Here is a 14,087-nt window from a genome sequence, read left to right on the forward strand (position 1 = left end):
CGCTCGCCGGTGGGCAGGCCGGACAGGTAGGCGCGCAGCAAGTAGCGGGCCAGGGGCGCGGATTCGGGCTCGGAGTCGAGGCGCGCGACGAAGGGGCGGGGGCGGGGGCGGTGGGTTTTGAGCATGGTGATGTGCCTCAAGGGGAGTGCTGGGGGTGGTGGTCAGCCGAGGGGGCGGGGGTGCCCTGGAAGGCGGAGGTACTTGTGCTCAACTCTGCTCTGGGTGTGGCGGGTTGAATTTCACAGCGAGCGGGGATCTTCGCCGGATCAGGGCGGCCAGGGAGGCCGGTGCAGGGTAGGGCGCAGTGGCTCATGCATGGGAAACCCCCGGCGGGCACGGCAATAGAACAGATCACCGAGGGTGCTTGCATGGCAACTCTTGGTGAGCGCGCTGCTACGGTCTCGCACTCGGGGCGGAATTGCAACACGTGTCGCTACCGTCAATTGACGGTAGCGACTAACTGGCGCTCAGCGCTGGCGGACGGCAGACTTGACGAGGCATCAGTGACAGCTGATAGGGGTGAGGCATGGACGAAGAGGTCACAAGCGAAGAGCAGGACGAGCGGCCCTCCGGCGTGCCGTTCCTTCGACATCTCCTTGGCGGCCGGCTCCGCCGGATCCGCGAGCGCAACAAGCTCACCCGCGAACAGCTCGGCGATGCCCTCGGCCTGTCGGCTGCGATCGTTCGCCGTCTGGAGACCGGCCAGAACATCATCAAGGTCCACGATGTGAACTCGTGGGTCACGCAGTTCAGCCTGGACCAGGCCACTGCCGACTCGCTCAGGGCGATGGCCAAACAGAGCAAGGAGCACGGCTGGTGGTCGGCGCTCGATGTTCATCCCTCGTTCGGTGCCCTTGTCGAGGCCGAGAAGCTCGCCAGGCTCGTCAAGAACTGGGAGCCAGGCATCATTCCGGGCCTGTTGCAGACCGCGGACTACACCGAGGCGGTCATCGCCAGCGCCAGGTTCCGCTGGAAGGAAGACAATCCGCTGCCGCTCGACAAAGCCGTCGAGCGCGCGGAGCGACGCAAGCAGGTACTTTTCGGGGAAGGTTCGCCGAAGGCCTGGTTCATTCTCGGCGAGGCCGCGCTGCGGATGTGTGTCGGTGACGCCAACCTGATGCGTGCCCAGATCGAGCATCTGATCGAGGTGTGTGCGTTGGACAACATCACGATCCAGGTTCTCACTGATAGCTCCGGCTACCACGTGGGAACCACTGGGCCGTTCGCCGTTTACCTGTTCAGTGACTTGCCTGGTGACGGCGTGGCCTATGTCGAGCAGGAAATGACTTTCAAGGACCAACCGGCAAAGCTCGCTCGCCATAACCGTCAGTTCGAGCTGCTTATGTCCCAAGCGCTCGACCCGCAGGCGACGCGGTCATACTTGCAGGCAACCCTGACGAACAGTACGAGTTGGGGACAACTGAGAGGATGACCATGCACGACGGCACCACCCTCGACCAGGGCGGCTACGGCTGGGCCAAGTCCAGCTACAGCAGCAGCGAGAATGGCAACTGCGTCGAGGTCGGGGTGACCCCGGCCGGCACCATCCCGGTGCGCGACACCAAGCAGCACCGGCGTGGCCCGGTCTTGGAGTTCACCCCTGCGGCGTTCCAGAACTTCCTTGACGCCGTCAAGGCGGGCGAGTTCCCGATCCAGCCGTAGCGGTGAATGACGGGTGGGTGGGCCCCGGCGAAAGCGCCGCCGGGGCCCACCCACCTCTTACATACCACCTGTCAGCGGCACTGAACGCAAGTAGCCCCACAACAATTTCGGCAAGCCCACCTAAATCGTCAACTGACGCATAGCCGACGCTCTCTGGGCGTTGGCCGAGTCATGGGCGGGTAGAGAAGTCCGGAAACGCGATCGACTCCAGCCTGAGAGGAACGTCGTGACCCCTGGTGTGGATCTGTCTGGCGCTGCATGGTTCAAGAGCAGTTTCAGCAACAACGGCGGCAGTTGCGTCGAGGTGGCACCCGGCTTCCCCAGCGTGGTGCCAGTCCGCGATTCCAAGGACCCTCAGGGCCCGGCCCTGATCTTCGCTGCCGAGGCCTGGGGGTCGTTCGTCACCGCAATCCGCAGTGGCGAGTTCGGTGAACTCTGAGAGGAGCATCATGGCTGACGGCGTAAACCTGTCCGGCGCCCGGTGGTTCAAGTCCTCCTACAGCGACAACGGCGGGACTTGCATCGAGGTGGCCCCCGACTTCCTCGGCCTGGCCCCCGTCCGCAACTCCAAGGACCCCCACGGCCCGGCCCTCACCTTCCCGGCCGAGGCCTGGAGTTCGTTCGTCGCCGCAGTCCGCAGTGGCGAGTTCGGCGACCTCTGATCCTCAGTCACCGCAGGCCCGGACCGTCCCTCGGTCCGGGCCTGCGGTCCGTTCAGCGGCCCTGCGCCATCCGGATGGTGTTGCGGCCGACGAGGCTTAGACATCGAGGCGAGCACGCAATCAGATGGTTGCATGTGGTCCCACGCGAGCGGCTCCTCATTCCGCATTCGCAGCCTTCCCCCTTTCTCAGGAGAAGCGTTGGAACCAATGACTCGACGGCGGCTTCGCCGCGTCGGCCTGCCCGTGGCGGTTGCCGCCCTCCTCGCCACCGCGTTCACCGTGGACGCCCAGGCGGGCGGTGGATCCGGCGGCGGCCACGGCTGCGACCACCCCTGCTCCAACCCCGGGGTGCCCGGACCTCCCGGACCTCCCGGACCTCCCGGACCTCCCGGTCCGCCTGGTCCGCCCGGCACCCCCGGTGCGACCGGCCCGCAGGGACCCGCCGGCCCGCCCGGTCCGCCCGGTCCGCCCGGCCCGCCTGGTACCGGGGGAGCGATCCAGCCGACCCAGATCGTCTCCCAGACCTTCTCGACGGCAACCACCCTCACCGGCTCCGTGCAGTGCCCCGCCGGCACCACCATCACCGGCGGCGGCGTCAACTCCAACGGCATCGAGGCAGGCGACAGTTACCCCTCGGGTAACAACACCTGGACCGCGACCGTCTCCACCATCAGCGGACTCGGGGACATCACGGTCTACGCGGTGTGCCTGCCGCTCGCGACGTAGACGCTCCGACCGAACCCGCAGGCCCGGACCGTGCATGCGGCCCGGGCCTGCGACCCTCCCCGTCAGGGCACCGTCACCAGCGCGGCGACCAGGCGGCGGACCAACTCCGGGTTGTCATCAGGCAGCGCGCTGCCGTGCATCCGCAGATGGTGCACCGTCCCCGTGATCGCCAGCGCGAGCATCGCCCCGTCAACCTCCGCCGCCATCCGGCCGAGGCGCTGCTCCGCCTCCACGTACCGCGCCATCGCCTCCTCGACCGCGCCCGGCCCCGGCGCCCCGCCCTCCCACGCCTGGCGCACCCGCTCCGCGACCGCGCTCCGCGACAGCGCCGCCGCCGCGACCGCCGGCCCGTTCGTCCCCAGCAGCGCGAGCGCCGCGCCCGTCAGGTTCTCCCGAACCTCCCCGCTCCCCGCCCGCTCCGGCAGCCCCGCGACCTCGGCGGCGATCGCCTCGAAGCGGTCCAGCACCAGCTGCGCCACGAAGTCGTCCAGGTCCGCGAAGTGGCTGTACAGCAGCCCCTTCGCGAGCCCCGCCTCCTCCGTGACGGCCCGGTTGGTCAGCCCCGCCGCCCCCTCGCGGGCGAGCACGCGCTCGGCCGCCGCGAACAGCCGCTCCCTCACGTCCGGGATCGCTACGCCGCGCGGTGACATCAGGGGACCTCCAGAACACGCTTGCCAGTATGGGCGATCGCCCATACCTTGAATGGGCAGATGCCCATACTAGCTCTCCGGCAGGAGCGACCCACCATGCGTCAGCCCGTCAACTCCGCACAGTCCCAGGCCTGGAACGGCGACGAAGGCCAGTACTGGAGCGACCACCACGACCGCTGGAACGCCGTCAACGAAGGCTTCGACCAGCCCCTGCTCGCCGCCGCCGCGATCGCCCCCGGCGACCACGTCCTCGATGTCGGCTGCGGCGCCGGCCAGACCACCCGGCTCGCCGCCCGCGCCGCCGCACAGGGCGCCGCCCTGGGCCTGGACCTCTCCGCGCCGATGCTCGCCCGGGCCCGCGCCCTGGCCGCCGAGGACAACATCTCCTTCGAACAGGGCGACGCCCAGGTCCACCCCCTGCCGCCCGCCGCCTTCGATGTCGCGATCAGCCGCTTCGGGGTGATGTTCTTCGAGGACCCCGTCGCCGCCTTCGGCAACATCGCCCGCGCCCTGCGCCCCGGCGGCCGGCTCGCCTTCGTCTGCGTCGCCGACCCGAAGCGGTGCGAGTGGATGCGCGCGTACGACGCGGCGTACGCCGCCCTGCCCCTCCCACCGCAGGAGGCCGCCTCGGGGATGTTCTCGCTCGCCGACCCCGCCGAGATCCGCCGCGTCCTCGGCGCGGCCGGCTTCACGAAGGTGCGCACCGAAGCTGTCGACGCCGCCGGGCACTTCGGCCGCGACGCCGCCGACGCCGCCGGGCACCTCCTCGGCTCCGGCCCCGGCCGGCACCTGGCGAGCCGGCTCGGCGAAGCCGACGTCCGCGCCGCCCTGATGGCCGCCCTCGCCCCGTACGAACGGCCCGCCGGCGTCCACCTGCGCACCGCCGCCTGGCTGGTCACCGCCACCCGCCCGTGAACGCCCACCGCCCGGGCCGACGAAACCCCTTGGACGGAAAGGGAATTCGCCTGCTGAAATGACAGAAGACCGAGCGTGGGAGCCGAAGGGGGAGCGGCGATGACCGAGATCAGGTTCCGGCTGTCGGTCCGCGACCTGACCCACGCGGACCTGCCGTCCTGCGGCTGGGCCGGCGACGCCCTGCACGTGCGCCAACTCGCCGACCAGCTCCGCCGCGCCGAGGCCGGCGAGATCGACTACCTGGCGGTCTGCACGCCGGTCGGCTTCCCGGTGGCGGTCTGCGGCGTCGACTACACCGTCAAGCCCGGCGCCGGCGAGATCTGGCAGCTCGGCGTCCACCCGGCGCTGCGCTCCTGCGGCATCGGCACCCTGCTGATCCGCTCCGCCGAGCGGCGGATCACCGCCCGGGGCCTGGCCCGCGCCGAACTCGGCGTGGAGGAGGACAACCCGCGCGCCCGCGCCCTGTACGAGCGCCTGGGCTACCGCGAGTACGGCCGCGAGCCGGACTCCTGGAACGTGGTGGCCGAGGACGGCACGGTCCGGCGCCACGAGACGGTGTGCGTCCTGATGCGCAAGCGCCTGCCCTGACGCCGCAGCCTGGCCGGTAACCGCCGGCCGCTGTCACCCCGGATGAACCCGCGGGCCCGGACCGCACGTTGTCGTAGCGGTCCGGGCCCACAGCCTTACGAGCCGGCGGTGGCCGCCTCCAGCGTCGTCGCCATCACCGGGCTGGTGAAGGTGTTCGTCGCGTCCCCCGAGGAGAGGTGGTACGAGCCCCACTTGAGGTAGTTGCGGTCGCCGTCCCAGGTGGTGCCCGTGAACGTCCCCGAGCCCGTCGTGAAGGTCTGCTTCACCCCGTCGAACCAGAAGTCGATCGTCCCGTCCGTGCGCCCCAGCCGGATCTTGAGCGCGTACGAGTGCCATGTGTTGTTGGCCGTCTGCGCCGTCCACAGCGAGTGCGAGGCGTGGTTGATGTCCCACTCCTGGAGCCGCAGGCGCCCGTTGAGGATGTCGATCTCGATCGGGTGGTTGGCCGTGTCGGTGCTCGGCGAGCACTTGAGCTGGAAGACGTAGCGGCTCTCGGTGTCCTTGACGTCCATCTTGGACGACCAGCCCAGGTAGAAGGTGTCGCCCTCCTTCAGGTCCGGGCTGAGCGTCTCGCAGCGCTCCTCGCCGGCCGCCTGGAAGGCGTGCCACACGCTGCCCTTGACGGAGTCCTTCACCACTCCGAAGTTGCCGGCCGCGCACTGGACCGCCGAGAACGAGGACGGGCCCTTGCCGGTGCTCGGCGTCCACAGGACGGTGCCGGCCGCGCTGCTGGGCGTCACCCCGGCCCAGGTGATCGCGAAGGTGGCGACGGCGGCCGCGGCAGCGGCCTTGCGGCGGTGGGACAGAAGGGACATGCCTCTCCCCGGGGGATGAGTGCCGATACGGACGGGCAGTGATTCGACCACCGACCGACCCCGCCCGACCAGACGAAGAGGCCGGCGGAAGATCCTTTTCGGACACTTCCGCCGGCCTCGTTCGACCCCGCCGCGAAAACCGGCTACGAGGGCTTCTCCTCGTCGTACGAGGAGGTGCCCTCGTCCAGCAGCGGCTCCTGCGCCTTGAGGTGCGCCGGGGCCAGCGCCCGCAGCGTGTGGTAGCCGGTGATGACCACCAGGGTGCCCAGCGCGATGCCACTGAGGCTGAAGGTGTCGGTGAACTTCATGGTGACGTTGCCGATGCCGATGATGATGCCCGCCGCGGCCGGCACCAGGTTCAGCGGATTGCGCAGGTCCACCTGGGCACGGGTCCAGATCTGCGCGCCCAGCAGGCCGATCATGCCGTACAGGATGACGGTGATCCCGCCGAGCACCCCGCCGGGGACCGCGGCCACGATGGCGCCGAACTTCGGGCACAGGCCGAACAGCAGCGCGAAGCCGGCCGCGCACCAGTAGGCGGCCGTCGAGTAGACCCGGGTGGCGGCCATGACGCCGATGTTCTCCGAGTACGTGGTGTTCGGCGGGCCGCCGACCGCGGTGGAGAGCATCGAGCCGATGCCGTCCGCGGAGATCGCGGTGCCCAGCTTGTCGTCCAGGTTCGAGCCGGTCATCTCACCGACCGCCTTGACGTGCCCGGCGTTCTCGGCGACCAGCGCGATCACCACGGGCAGCGCCACCAGGATCGCCGACCACTGGAAGGACGGGCCGTGGAAGGTCGGCAGGCCGAGCCAGTCCGCCTTGCCGACGCCCGACAGGTCCAGGCGCCAGTGGTCGGTCATGTGCCCGCCGCCGTCCACCGAGTGGATCTTCCCGAAGACCCGGTCGAACAGCCAGGAGATCCCGTAGCCGAACAGCAGGCCCAGGAAGATCGCCACCCGCGACCAGAAGCCGCGCAGGCACACCACGGCCAGACCGGTGAACAGCATCACCAGCAGCGCCGTCCACTGGTCCTGCGGCCAGTACGTCGAGGCGGTCACCGGGGCCAGGTTGAAGCCGATCAGCATGACCACCGCGCCGGTGACGATCGGCGGCATCGCGGCGTGGATGATCCGCGCCCCGAACTTCTGGACCGCCACACCCACCAGGAACAGCGCCACACCCACCACGAACACCGCGCCGGTCACCGTCGCGCTGGTGCCGCCCTGCGCCCGGATCACCGCCGCCACGCCCACGAAGGACAGCGAGCAGCCCAGGTAGCTGGGCACCCGGCCCTTGGTGGCCAGCAGGAAGATCACGGTTGCCACGCCGGACATCATGATCGCGAGGTTCGGGTCCAGCCCCATCAGCACGGGCGCCACGAAGCTCGCCCCGAACATCGCCACCACGTGCTGGGCGCCGAGCCCTACCGTGCGGGGCCAGGAGAGCCGTTCATCGGGGCGGACCACCGCCCCCGGTGCGGGCGTGCGCCCGTCACCGTGCAGCTTCCAGCGCACGCCGAGATCCATGGTGAGGTATCGCTTTCTCTGTACTTCCGAAGAACCGTTCGCACCATTTTCCCGGCCGCCGGGAGTTCCGGCGATCACACGCACCCGCGTGAGCTGCGCAGACGTGCGGTGGGGGCCGGACGGGGCCTGATGCTTGGGGGATCTTACGGCCACCACACGCGGACCACGGCCCCGGCTGCGCCTCAGCCTCCGCGATGGCTACGGCCCGGCCCCCACAGAGCCTCGGGCCCGGCCCGCCGCGCGACACCGACCGCGCGACGCTCCGCGTTCGCCAGATCGCCTACTGTCATATGCTTGTCGTCTTTCACCTGGGGGGTGCGTGGAGTTCCGACTGCTGGGCTCGGTGGCCGTCCTGGCCGCGGACGGCCGGGAACTCGCCGCCGGATCCGCCAAACGCCGCAGCCTGCTGGCCATGCTGCTCCTCAACCCCGGAGCGCCGGTCACCGTCGAACGGCTCACCGAAGCCCTCTGGGACGAAGACCCGCCCCGCCACTCGCGCACCGTCATCCACAACCACGTCTCCGCCCTGCGCGCCCTGCTCACCACCCACGACGCCCCCGCCGCCGGCATCGAACTCGTCACCGCGGGCGGCGCCTACCAGCTGCGCACACCCGACGCGGCGGTGGACACCACCCGCTTCGAGCACCTGACGGCCCGCGCCCGCACCCAGAGCGACACCCAAGCCGCCGCCACCCTGCGCCAAGCCCTCGCCCTGTGGCACGGCCCCGCCCTGGCCGGCACCACCGCCGGCCTGCCACTGCGCTGCGCCGCCCGCGCCCTGGAAGAACAACGGCTGACCGCCACCGCGGACCTGGCCCGCGCCCACAGCCGCCTCGGCGACCACGGCACCGCCGCCCACCTGCTGCACACCGAAGCCACCGCCAACCCGCTGCGCGAGCCGCTCGTCGCCGACCTGATCCACGCCCTCGGCCGCGCCGGACGCCGCTCCGAGGCCCTGGACTGGTTCCACCGCACCCGCAAGGCCCTGGCCGAGGAACTCGGCATCGACCCCGGGCCGGAACTCACCCAGGCCTACGACCACCTGCTGCGCACCGGCACCCCGACGCCCCGCCCCGCCCCCGCACCGCAACCCGGACACCCCGCCACCCCCGTACGGCCCCCCACCCCCTGGCCCTTCCCCCGCCGCCCGCGCGGCTTCGCCGGCCGCCAGGACGAACTGGACGCCCTCGACCGGGCCACCGCCACCCCCGGCGCCGTCGCCGTGCTCACCGGCGGCGCCGGCGTCGGCAAGACCACCCTCGCCGTCTACTGGGCCCACCACCGCCGCCAGGACTTCCCCGACGGCCGGCTCTTCGTCGACCTGTGCGGCCACAGCCCGCTGCCCGAACGCGACACCGCCGCCGTCCTGCGCGAACTGCTGCTCGCCCTCGGACTGCCCGCCGAGCAGATGCCCGCCACCCCCGAGGCGATGGCCGCCCGCTACCGCGAACTCACCGCCACCCGCCGGATGCTGATCGTCCTGGACAACGCCCGCCGCTCCGAACAAGTCCGCCCGCTGCTGCCCGACGGCGACCACTGCGTCACCCTGGTCACCAGCCGCGACCGCCTCGGCGGCCTCGTCGCCTCCGACGCCGCCCGCCCCGTCCCACTCGCCGAACTCTCCTCCCCCCAGGCCGTCACCCTGCTCGCCGCCACCCTCGGCCCCGACCTGGTCGCCGCCGAACCCGAGGCCGCCGAACGCCTCACCCGCCTGTGCGACGGCCTGCCGCTCGCCCTGCGCCTGGCCGCCGCCCGCCTGGCCACCGGCCCCGCCCGCGACCTGGCCGCCCTCGCCGACGAACTCGCCGACGAACAGGACCGCCTGGACCTCCTGGACGTCGAGGACACCAGCGTCGCCGCCGCCCTCGCCCTGACCGTCCAACACCTCAGCGAGGACGCCCGCCGCACCTTCCGCCGCCTGGGCGCCCACACCGGCACCACCCTCGACAGCCGCACCGCCGCCGCCCTGGCCGGCTGCCGCCCCGACCAGGCCGCCGACGCCCTCGCCCAACTGGCCACCGCCCACCTGATCGTCCAGATCGGCCGCGACGCCTACACCCTGCACGACCTCGTCCGCCTCTACGCCCGCAGCCTGCCCGGCGACACCGACACCGACGTCCTGCCCCGCCTGCTCGACCACCTCCTCAACACCCTGCTCACCGCCTGCGCCGCCGCCGAACCCGGCAGCGAACCGTGCTGCGCCCTGCCGCCCGGCACCCGCCGCCCCGCCGAGGTGCGCCCCTTCCCCGACCGGGCGAGCGCCCTGGCCTGGTACGCCGCCGAACGCGACACCCTGCGCGGCGCGGCCCTGGCGGCCGTCGCCGCCGGACTGCACGACCGCGCCTGGCGCCTGGTGCTGCTCCAGTGGCCGCTGATCGTCTGGCAGGTCCGCGACGGCTGGGTACCGCTGCTCGAACACGGCCTGGCCGCCGCCGAAGCCGACCGCGACCCCGGCGCCCAGTCCCGCGCCCGGGCCCTGCTGGGCTGGGTCCTGCTGGAGGAAGGGCACCCCGAGCAGGCCCTCGTCCACCTGGAACGCGCCCCCGACCTCGCCGCCCGGGCCGGCGACACCACCGCCCAGGCCGTCGCCCTGGTGAACCTCGCCCTCGCCCTCGCGCGCCACGGCGAGGCGCACGCCCGCACCCGGGTCGCCGGCCTGCTGACCCAGGCCCTCACCCTCGCCGAACACGCCGCACGCGCCGACCTCGTCGCCCTCGCCCGCCTCCACCTGGCCGGCCGCTGCCTGGCCGACGGCGCCCCCGAGGAAGCCGCCCACCACGCCGCCCACGGCCTGGCCGTCGCCGACCCGCCCTTCCCGGTCACCCGCCGCATCGTCCTCCAGACCCTCCACGGCCGGGCCCTGGCCGCCACCGGCCACCACCGGGAAGCGGCCCGCCAACTCGACGCCGCCCTGCGCCTGGCCCAAGCCCACCAGTACGGGGAGGGCGAGGCCCAGGCCCGCGCCGCCCTGGACGCCCTGCCCGCCCCGCCCGCCCTCACGGACCGGGGGAGGCCGGCGCCCCCGCCGTGACCAGCCCCGTCTCGTACGCCGTCACCACCGCCCGCGCCCGGCCCTTCTGTCCGCGCCCTGCCCTTCCGCCCCATGGCATGTGCAGCACTGGCGGGGCGGCGGGGCGGGAAGGATGGAGGCATCGGGGGAATCCGGCACACCATCTGCCGAGGGAGTGTGCGATGACCACGCCGCCGGAGCCGGGCCGTCGGTCCGAACTGATGGAGCTGTACCTGCTCGCCGTGGAGATGACCGACCGGGTCTCCGAGCGCCGGGGCAGCGCCAACACCTTCTTCCTGTCCGTCCAGACCGCGCTGGTCACCCTGATCGGCTTCGGCATACCCAAGCTCTCCGAGTCCCCGTGGTGGGTGGCGACGGCCGTGGCGCTGGCCGGCATCACCCTCTCCGGCGCCTGGTGGATGCAGCTGCGCAGCTACCGGGACCTCAACGGCGCCAAGTTCCTGGTCATCAACCGCCTGGAGAAGAAGCTGCCGGCGCAGATCTACACCGACGAGTGGGACATCCTGCGCAACCCCGAGGCGCCCGGGCGCCTCCACCACCGGCACTACACCGAACTGGGCACCACCGAACGGGCCGTGCCGATCATCTTCGCGGCAGCCCACCTGATCCTGCTCACCGGCACCCTCGCCGGCGGCACACTGGCCGCATGAGCCACCTCGACCCGATCGCCGACCTGATCCGCGCCTGCCTGCCCGCGGAAGCCAGACCCCCGGCGGGCTGTGACGACCTGTTCCGCATCTACGCCGTGCTGCTCCAGGCCAAGGGCGAGCAGGTCACCGACGAGGACGTCCACAACGCCTGGACGGCCTGGACCCAGACCACCGACGACACCCACAAGTCCCTGGTGCCCTTCGACGACCTCGACGCCGCCACCCGCGCCCTGGACGCCCCGTACACCCTGGCCATCCGCACCGCCGCCCGCCGGCTCCGACAACCCTAGGACTCCGCAGGCTCCGGGTCGTACTGGGCCAGGCCGTGGCCCAGCGACCAGTCGATCGGCGCGTTCTCGGTGAGGACGACGAACACGTTGCGCGGCTCGGTGCCCGCGTACGCGTGGGCGAGCTCGGCGATCCGCCGGTACAGGGCCCGCTTGAGCTCCGCCGGGCGCCCGGCCCGCAGCGTGATCGACACGTACACGATCCCCTCGTCCCGCCGCACGCCCAGGTAGTCGCCGAAGCGCAGCGTGCCGGTGACGCCGTCGTGGCCGACCAGCACCTGGAAATGGTCGTCGGGCGGGATGCCGATCGTCTCCGTCAGGGCCTGGTGCACGGCGCGCCCGAGGGCGTCCAGCCGCTTCGGGTCGGCTCCCAGCGCATCGATGCGGACGAACGGCATGGAACGGCTCCCTCTCCGAGACTCACCCGTACATACCAGTAGGTACAGGCCCCGGGCCGGGCACCGGCGGCGGATTCACCAAACCTCCACGCGGGTGGGCTGCATCGATCGGCCCGTACGGGGTAGCCGGGGCGTTCGACCGTGCCGACCCCCGAGGAGAGGAAACCCATGGCCGCGACCACCGGTGAACTGCCCGCCTGCGCCGCTTCCTCGGCGCAGGACCCGTCCCGCACGGCCGCCCCCGCCGAGGCGGCGCCCGACCTGCCGCGCGATCAGCTGCGCGACCTGCTGCCGCCCGAGCTCGCCGCGGCCGACGACCTGACGGAAGTCACGCCCGCCGACGCCCGCGAACTCACCCGGGTACTGCTGCGCCGCCTGGCCGCGCTGGAAGAGGGCACCCGGGAGTACTCCTACGTGCGGGCCACCCTGGTGGAGATGAACCTGTCCCTGGTCCGGTTCGCGATCCGCCGCTTCAACGCGCACCGCGAACCGCAGGAGGACCTGCTCCAGGTCGGCGCGGTCGGCCTGATCAAGGCCATCGACCGCTTCGACCCCGACGTCGGCGTCGAGTTCACCACCTTCGCCCTGCCCACCGTCCTCGGTGAGATCCGCCGCCACTTCCGCGACACCACCTGGGCCGTGCACGTGCCCCGCCGCCTCCAGGAGCTGCGGATCGTCCTGGCCAAAGCCCAGGAACGCCTCGCGCAGGAGCTGGACCGGGCCCCCACGGTGGCCGAGCTGGCCGCCCACCTGGACATCCCCCAGGAGGAGGTGGTCGAGGGCCTGACCGCGGCGAACGGGCACACCGCGGGCTCGCTGGACACCGGCACCGAGGACGACGACCGCCCCGGCCCGCTGGGCGAACGCCTGGGCGAGGACGACCCGGAGCTGTCCCGGGTCGAGGACCTGGTGGCACTCAAGCCGCTGGTCGGCGCCCTGTCGGAGCGCGAGCGGCTGATCCTGTCGATGCGCTTCTGCGAGGACCTGACGCAGTCGCAGATCGGCGCCCGCCTGGGGCTGTCCCAGATGCACGTCTCCCGCCTGCTCGCCCGCACCCTGCGACGCCTGCGCGAGGGCCTGGAAGAAGACTGAGGCGGGGCCCCTGCTTGGCCGCCGGGCGCCGCCTTTCGTAAGGTCGGAGGGCACGGACATGGAGGGGACGACGATGATGCCATCCGACGACGACCAGCGGGGCTTCGCGCCGGCGGCCTCCCCCTACCGCGCGGAGCTGGCCGTGCGCACCCGCCCCGCCGCCGCCGGCGCGGTGGTGTGCGCCCTGGCCGGGGACCTCGACATCGAAACACTCGCCCCCGCCGCCGACACCCTCACCGCCCTGCTCGCCCAGCGGCCCGGCACCGTGGTGATCGACCTCGCCGACGTGGGCTTCTGCGACTCCTCCGGCCTCAACCTCCTGCTCAAAACCCGCATCGCGGCGGGGGAGGAAGGCGTACGGCTGCACCTGGCCGCCGTGCCGCCCACCGTGATGCGGGTCCTGGAACTGACCGGCACCCGGGCGGTGTTCTCCATCCACGAGACCGCCGAGTCCGCCCTGGCCGCCTGAACCACGCGCACCGCACGGGCGTCCACCCGGCCCACGGGCAGGCATAATCCCGAAAGCGCCGGGAAACCGACCATGCGAACCGCCGTCGATCCGAAAGGGTGCCCTCACATGACGATGAGCCGGGGAACCCTGGACGGCGACGCGCACCAAGCAGGCCCCGCGCTGCCGCCCGGCGGCCAGCGCCGACGCCTGCCCCTGGCCGGGCTCCCCAAACCGGTCGCCCGAGCCCGCGCCTTCACCACCGAGGCCGTCGGCGACTGGTACCCGCCCCACGCCGCGATGGACGTCGTCCTCCTGGTCGCGGAACTGGTCGCCAACGCCATGCTGCACGGCGACGGCCCCCTCGAACTCGTCCTGGACGCCACCGCCCGGCGCCTGCGGGTGGAGGTCAGCGACCGCAGCCCGGCCCTGCCCGCGCTGCGCCTGCCGCACGAACCGGCCCTACCCGGCGGCCACGGCCTGTTCATCGTCCAGCGCACCGCCGACCGCTGGGGCGCCGAGCCGCACGGCCAGGGCAAGACGATCTGGGCCGAGTTCGACACCGGGCGCCTCACCCGCGACTGACCCGCGCCCACCCCTCCTCCCACGGCAGGCACGACTACCGCCACGACCACCG

At 72.2% G+C, this 14,087-nt stretch carries 17 protein-coding genes; 13 read left to right on the forward strand and 4 right to left on the reverse strand.

Annotation, left to right across the window (positions count from 1 at the left end):
• Positions 1-526 precede the first annotated feature (526 nt).
• The 5 genes from QWJ13_RS33745 (at position 527) to QWJ13_RS33765 (ending at position 3,050) form a co-directional block, all read left to right on the forward strand.
• Positions 527-1,432, forward strand: a complete 906-nt coding sequence (locus QWJ13_RS33745) for a helix-turn-helix domain-containing protein (RefSeq protein WP_316529490.1) — start codon at positions 527-529, stop codon at positions 1,430-1,432.
• Positions 1,429-1,662, forward strand: coding sequence for a DUF397 domain-containing protein (locus QWJ13_RS33750; protein WP_316529491.1), 234 nt, complete (start codon positions 1,429-1,431; stop codon positions 1,660-1,662). Before QWJ13_RS33745 ends, QWJ13_RS33750 begins: the two co-directional genes overlap by 4 nt.
• A 226-nt stretch (positions 1,663-1,888) precedes the next feature.
• Positions 1,889-2,101, forward strand: a complete 213-nt coding sequence (locus tag QWJ13_RS33755; protein ID WP_316529492.1) for a DUF397 domain-containing protein — start codon at positions 1,889-1,891, stop codon at positions 2,099-2,101.
• A 10-nt stretch (positions 2,102-2,111) separates the two neighbouring features.
• Positions 2,112-2,324, forward strand: a complete 213-nt coding sequence (locus QWJ13_RS33760) for a DUF397 domain-containing protein (protein ID WP_316529493.1) — start codon at positions 2,112-2,114, stop codon at positions 2,322-2,324.
• A 555-nt stretch (positions 2,325-2,879) separates the two neighbouring features.
• Positions 2,880-3,050 (forward strand): hypothetical protein, encoded by a 171-nt coding sequence (locus QWJ13_RS33765; RefSeq protein ID WP_316529495.1) that lies wholly within the window; start codon positions 2,880-2,882, stop codon positions 3,048-3,050.
• 62 nt (positions 3,051-3,112) lie between these two features.
• Here the strand turns inward: QWJ13_RS33765 and QWJ13_RS33770 are convergent, their stop codons facing one another.
• A complete protein-coding gene (locus tag QWJ13_RS33770) occupies positions 3,113-3,670 on the reverse strand; it encodes a TetR/AcrR family transcriptional regulator (RefSeq protein WP_316529497.1) in 558 nt (185 codons plus the stop codon).
• A gap of 126 nt (positions 3,671-3,796) precedes the next feature.
• On the opposite strand from QWJ13_RS33770, the gene QWJ13_RS33775 reads away from it, so the two are divergent.
• Together QWJ13_RS33775 and QWJ13_RS33780 are read left to right on the forward strand one after the other, a co-directional pair.
• Positions 3,797-4,615 (forward strand): class I SAM-dependent methyltransferase, encoded by an 819-nt coding sequence (locus tag QWJ13_RS33775; protein ID WP_316529500.1) that lies wholly within the window; start codon positions 3,797-3,799, stop codon positions 4,613-4,615.
• 99 nt (positions 4,616-4,714) lie between these two features.
• Entirely contained in the window at positions 4,715-5,203 is a 489-nt protein-coding gene (locus QWJ13_RS33780) for a GNAT family N-acetyltransferase (RefSeq protein WP_316529502.1), read from the forward strand.
• Positions 5,204-5,298: 95 nt separating this feature from the next.
• Here QWJ13_RS33780 and QWJ13_RS33785 read toward each other — a convergent pair whose 3' ends face one another.
• Positions 5,299-6,018, reverse strand: coding sequence for a polysaccharide lyase family protein (locus QWJ13_RS33785; RefSeq protein WP_316529504.1), 720 nt, complete (start codon positions 6,016-6,018; stop codon positions 5,299-5,301).
• A 143-nt stretch (positions 6,019-6,161) separates the two neighbouring features.
• Positions 6,162-7,544, reverse strand: coding sequence for a uracil-xanthine permease family protein (locus QWJ13_RS33790; protein WP_316529507.1), 1,383 nt, complete (start codon positions 7,542-7,544; stop codon positions 6,162-6,164).
• A gap of 319 nt (positions 7,545-7,863) precedes the next feature.
• Here QWJ13_RS33790 and QWJ13_RS33795 point away from each other — a divergent pair, with 319 nt between their 5' ends.
• The 3 genes from QWJ13_RS33795 to QWJ13_RS33805 all read left to right on the forward strand — a co-directional run bounded on the left by QWJ13_RS33795 (position 7,864) and on the right by QWJ13_RS33805 (position 11,515).
• The gene (locus tag QWJ13_RS33795; protein ID WP_316529509.1) at positions 7,864-10,575 is read left to right on the forward strand and encodes an AfsR/SARP family transcriptional regulator; all 2,712 of its coding nucleotides are present in this window, start codon (positions 7,864-7,866) and stop codon (positions 10,573-10,575) included.
• A gap of 161 nt (positions 10,576-10,736) precedes the next feature.
• Complete coding sequence (locus QWJ13_RS33800; RefSeq protein WP_316529511.1) at positions 10,737-11,225, forward strand: RipA family octameric membrane protein; 489 nt, start codon at positions 10,737-10,739, stop codon at positions 11,223-11,225.
• Positions 11,222-11,515, forward strand: coding sequence for a DUF7701 domain-containing protein (locus tag QWJ13_RS33805; RefSeq protein WP_316529512.1), 294 nt, complete (start codon positions 11,222-11,224; stop codon positions 11,513-11,515). Before QWJ13_RS33800 ends, QWJ13_RS33805 begins: the two co-directional genes overlap by 4 nt.
• On the opposite strand, the gene QWJ13_RS33810 is transcribed toward QWJ13_RS33805, so the two are convergent.
• Entirely contained in the window at positions 11,512-11,910 is a 399-nt protein-coding gene (locus tag QWJ13_RS33810; RefSeq protein ID WP_316529514.1) for a tautomerase family protein, read from the reverse strand. The genes QWJ13_RS33805 and QWJ13_RS33810 overlap by 4 nt on opposite strands.
• Before the next feature lie 168 nt (positions 11,911-12,078).
• On the opposite strand from QWJ13_RS33810, the gene QWJ13_RS33815 reads away from it, so the two are divergent.
• The 3 genes from QWJ13_RS33815 (at position 12,079) to QWJ13_RS33825 (ending at position 14,035) form a co-directional block, all read left to right on the forward strand.
• Positions 12,079-13,002 carry a SigB/SigF/SigG family RNA polymerase sigma factor gene (locus QWJ13_RS33815; protein WP_316529516.1) on the forward strand — a complete coding sequence of 308 codons (924 nt, stop codon included), beginning with the start codon at positions 12,079-12,081 and terminating at the stop codon, positions 13,000-13,002.
• A gap of 73 nt (positions 13,003-13,075) precedes the next feature.
• Entirely contained in the window at positions 13,076-13,471 is a 396-nt protein-coding gene (locus QWJ13_RS33820; protein ID WP_316529518.1) for an STAS domain-containing protein, read from the forward strand.
• A gap of 108 nt (positions 13,472-13,579) precedes the next feature.
• Positions 13,580-14,035, forward strand: coding sequence for an ATP-binding protein (locus tag QWJ13_RS33825; RefSeq protein ID WP_316529521.1), 456 nt, complete (start codon positions 13,580-13,582; stop codon positions 14,033-14,035).
• The last annotated feature ends 52 nt before the right edge of the window (positions 14,036-14,087 follow it).

Source organism: Kitasatospora brasiliensis, assembly GCF_032654805.1.
Taxonomy (GTDB): Bacteria; Actinomycetota; Actinomycetes; order Streptomycetales; family Streptomycetaceae; genus Kitasatospora; species Kitasatospora brasiliensis.

Bases quoted from the DNA above. Each gene is read 5' to 3' on its own strand.
- QWJ13_RS33745 (WP_316529490.1), top strand. From the start codon at position 527: ATGGACGAAGAGGTCACAAGCGAAGAGCAGGACGAGCGGCCCTCCGGC.
- QWJ13_RS33750 (WP_316529491.1), top strand. From the start codon at position 1,429: ATGACCATGCACGACGGCACCACCCTCGACCAGGGCGGCTACGGCTGG.
- QWJ13_RS33760 (WP_316529493.1), top strand. From the start codon at position 2,112: ATGGCTGACGGCGTAAACCTGTCCGGCGCCCGGTGGTTCAAGTCCTCC.
- QWJ13_RS33775 (WP_316529500.1), top strand. From the start codon at position 3,797: ATGCGTCAGCCCGTCAACTCCGCACAGTCCCAGGCCTGGAACGGCGAC.
- QWJ13_RS33780 (WP_316529502.1), top strand. From the start codon at position 4,715: ATGACCGAGATCAGGTTCCGGCTGTCGGTCCGCGACCTGACCCACGCG.
- QWJ13_RS33785 (WP_316529504.1), bottom strand. From the start codon at position 6,018: ATGTCCCTTCTGTCCCACCGCCGCAAGGCCGCTGCCGCGGCCGCCGTC.
- QWJ13_RS33790 (WP_316529507.1), bottom strand. From the start codon at position 7,544: ATGGATCTCGGCGTGCGCTGGAAGCTGCACGGTGACGGGCGCACGCCC.
- QWJ13_RS33800 (WP_316529511.1), top strand. From the start codon at position 10,737: ATGACCACGCCGCCGGAGCCGGGCCGTCGGTCCGAACTGATGGAGCTG.
- QWJ13_RS33805 (WP_316529512.1), top strand. From the start codon at position 11,222: ATGAGCCACCTCGACCCGATCGCCGACCTGATCCGCGCCTGCCTGCCC.
- QWJ13_RS33810 (WP_316529514.1), bottom strand. From the start codon at position 11,910: ATGCCGTTCGTCCGCATCGATGCGCTGGGAGCCGACCCGAAGCGGCTG.
- QWJ13_RS33815 (WP_316529516.1), top strand. From the start codon at position 12,079: ATGGCCGCGACCACCGGTGAACTGCCCGCCTGCGCCGCTTCCTCGGCG.
- QWJ13_RS33820 (WP_316529518.1), top strand. From the start codon at position 13,076: ATGATGCCATCCGACGACGACCAGCGGGGCTTCGCGCCGGCGGCCTCC.
- QWJ13_RS33825 (WP_316529521.1), top strand. From the start codon at position 13,580: ATGACGATGAGCCGGGGAACCCTGGACGGCGACGCGCACCAAGCAGGC.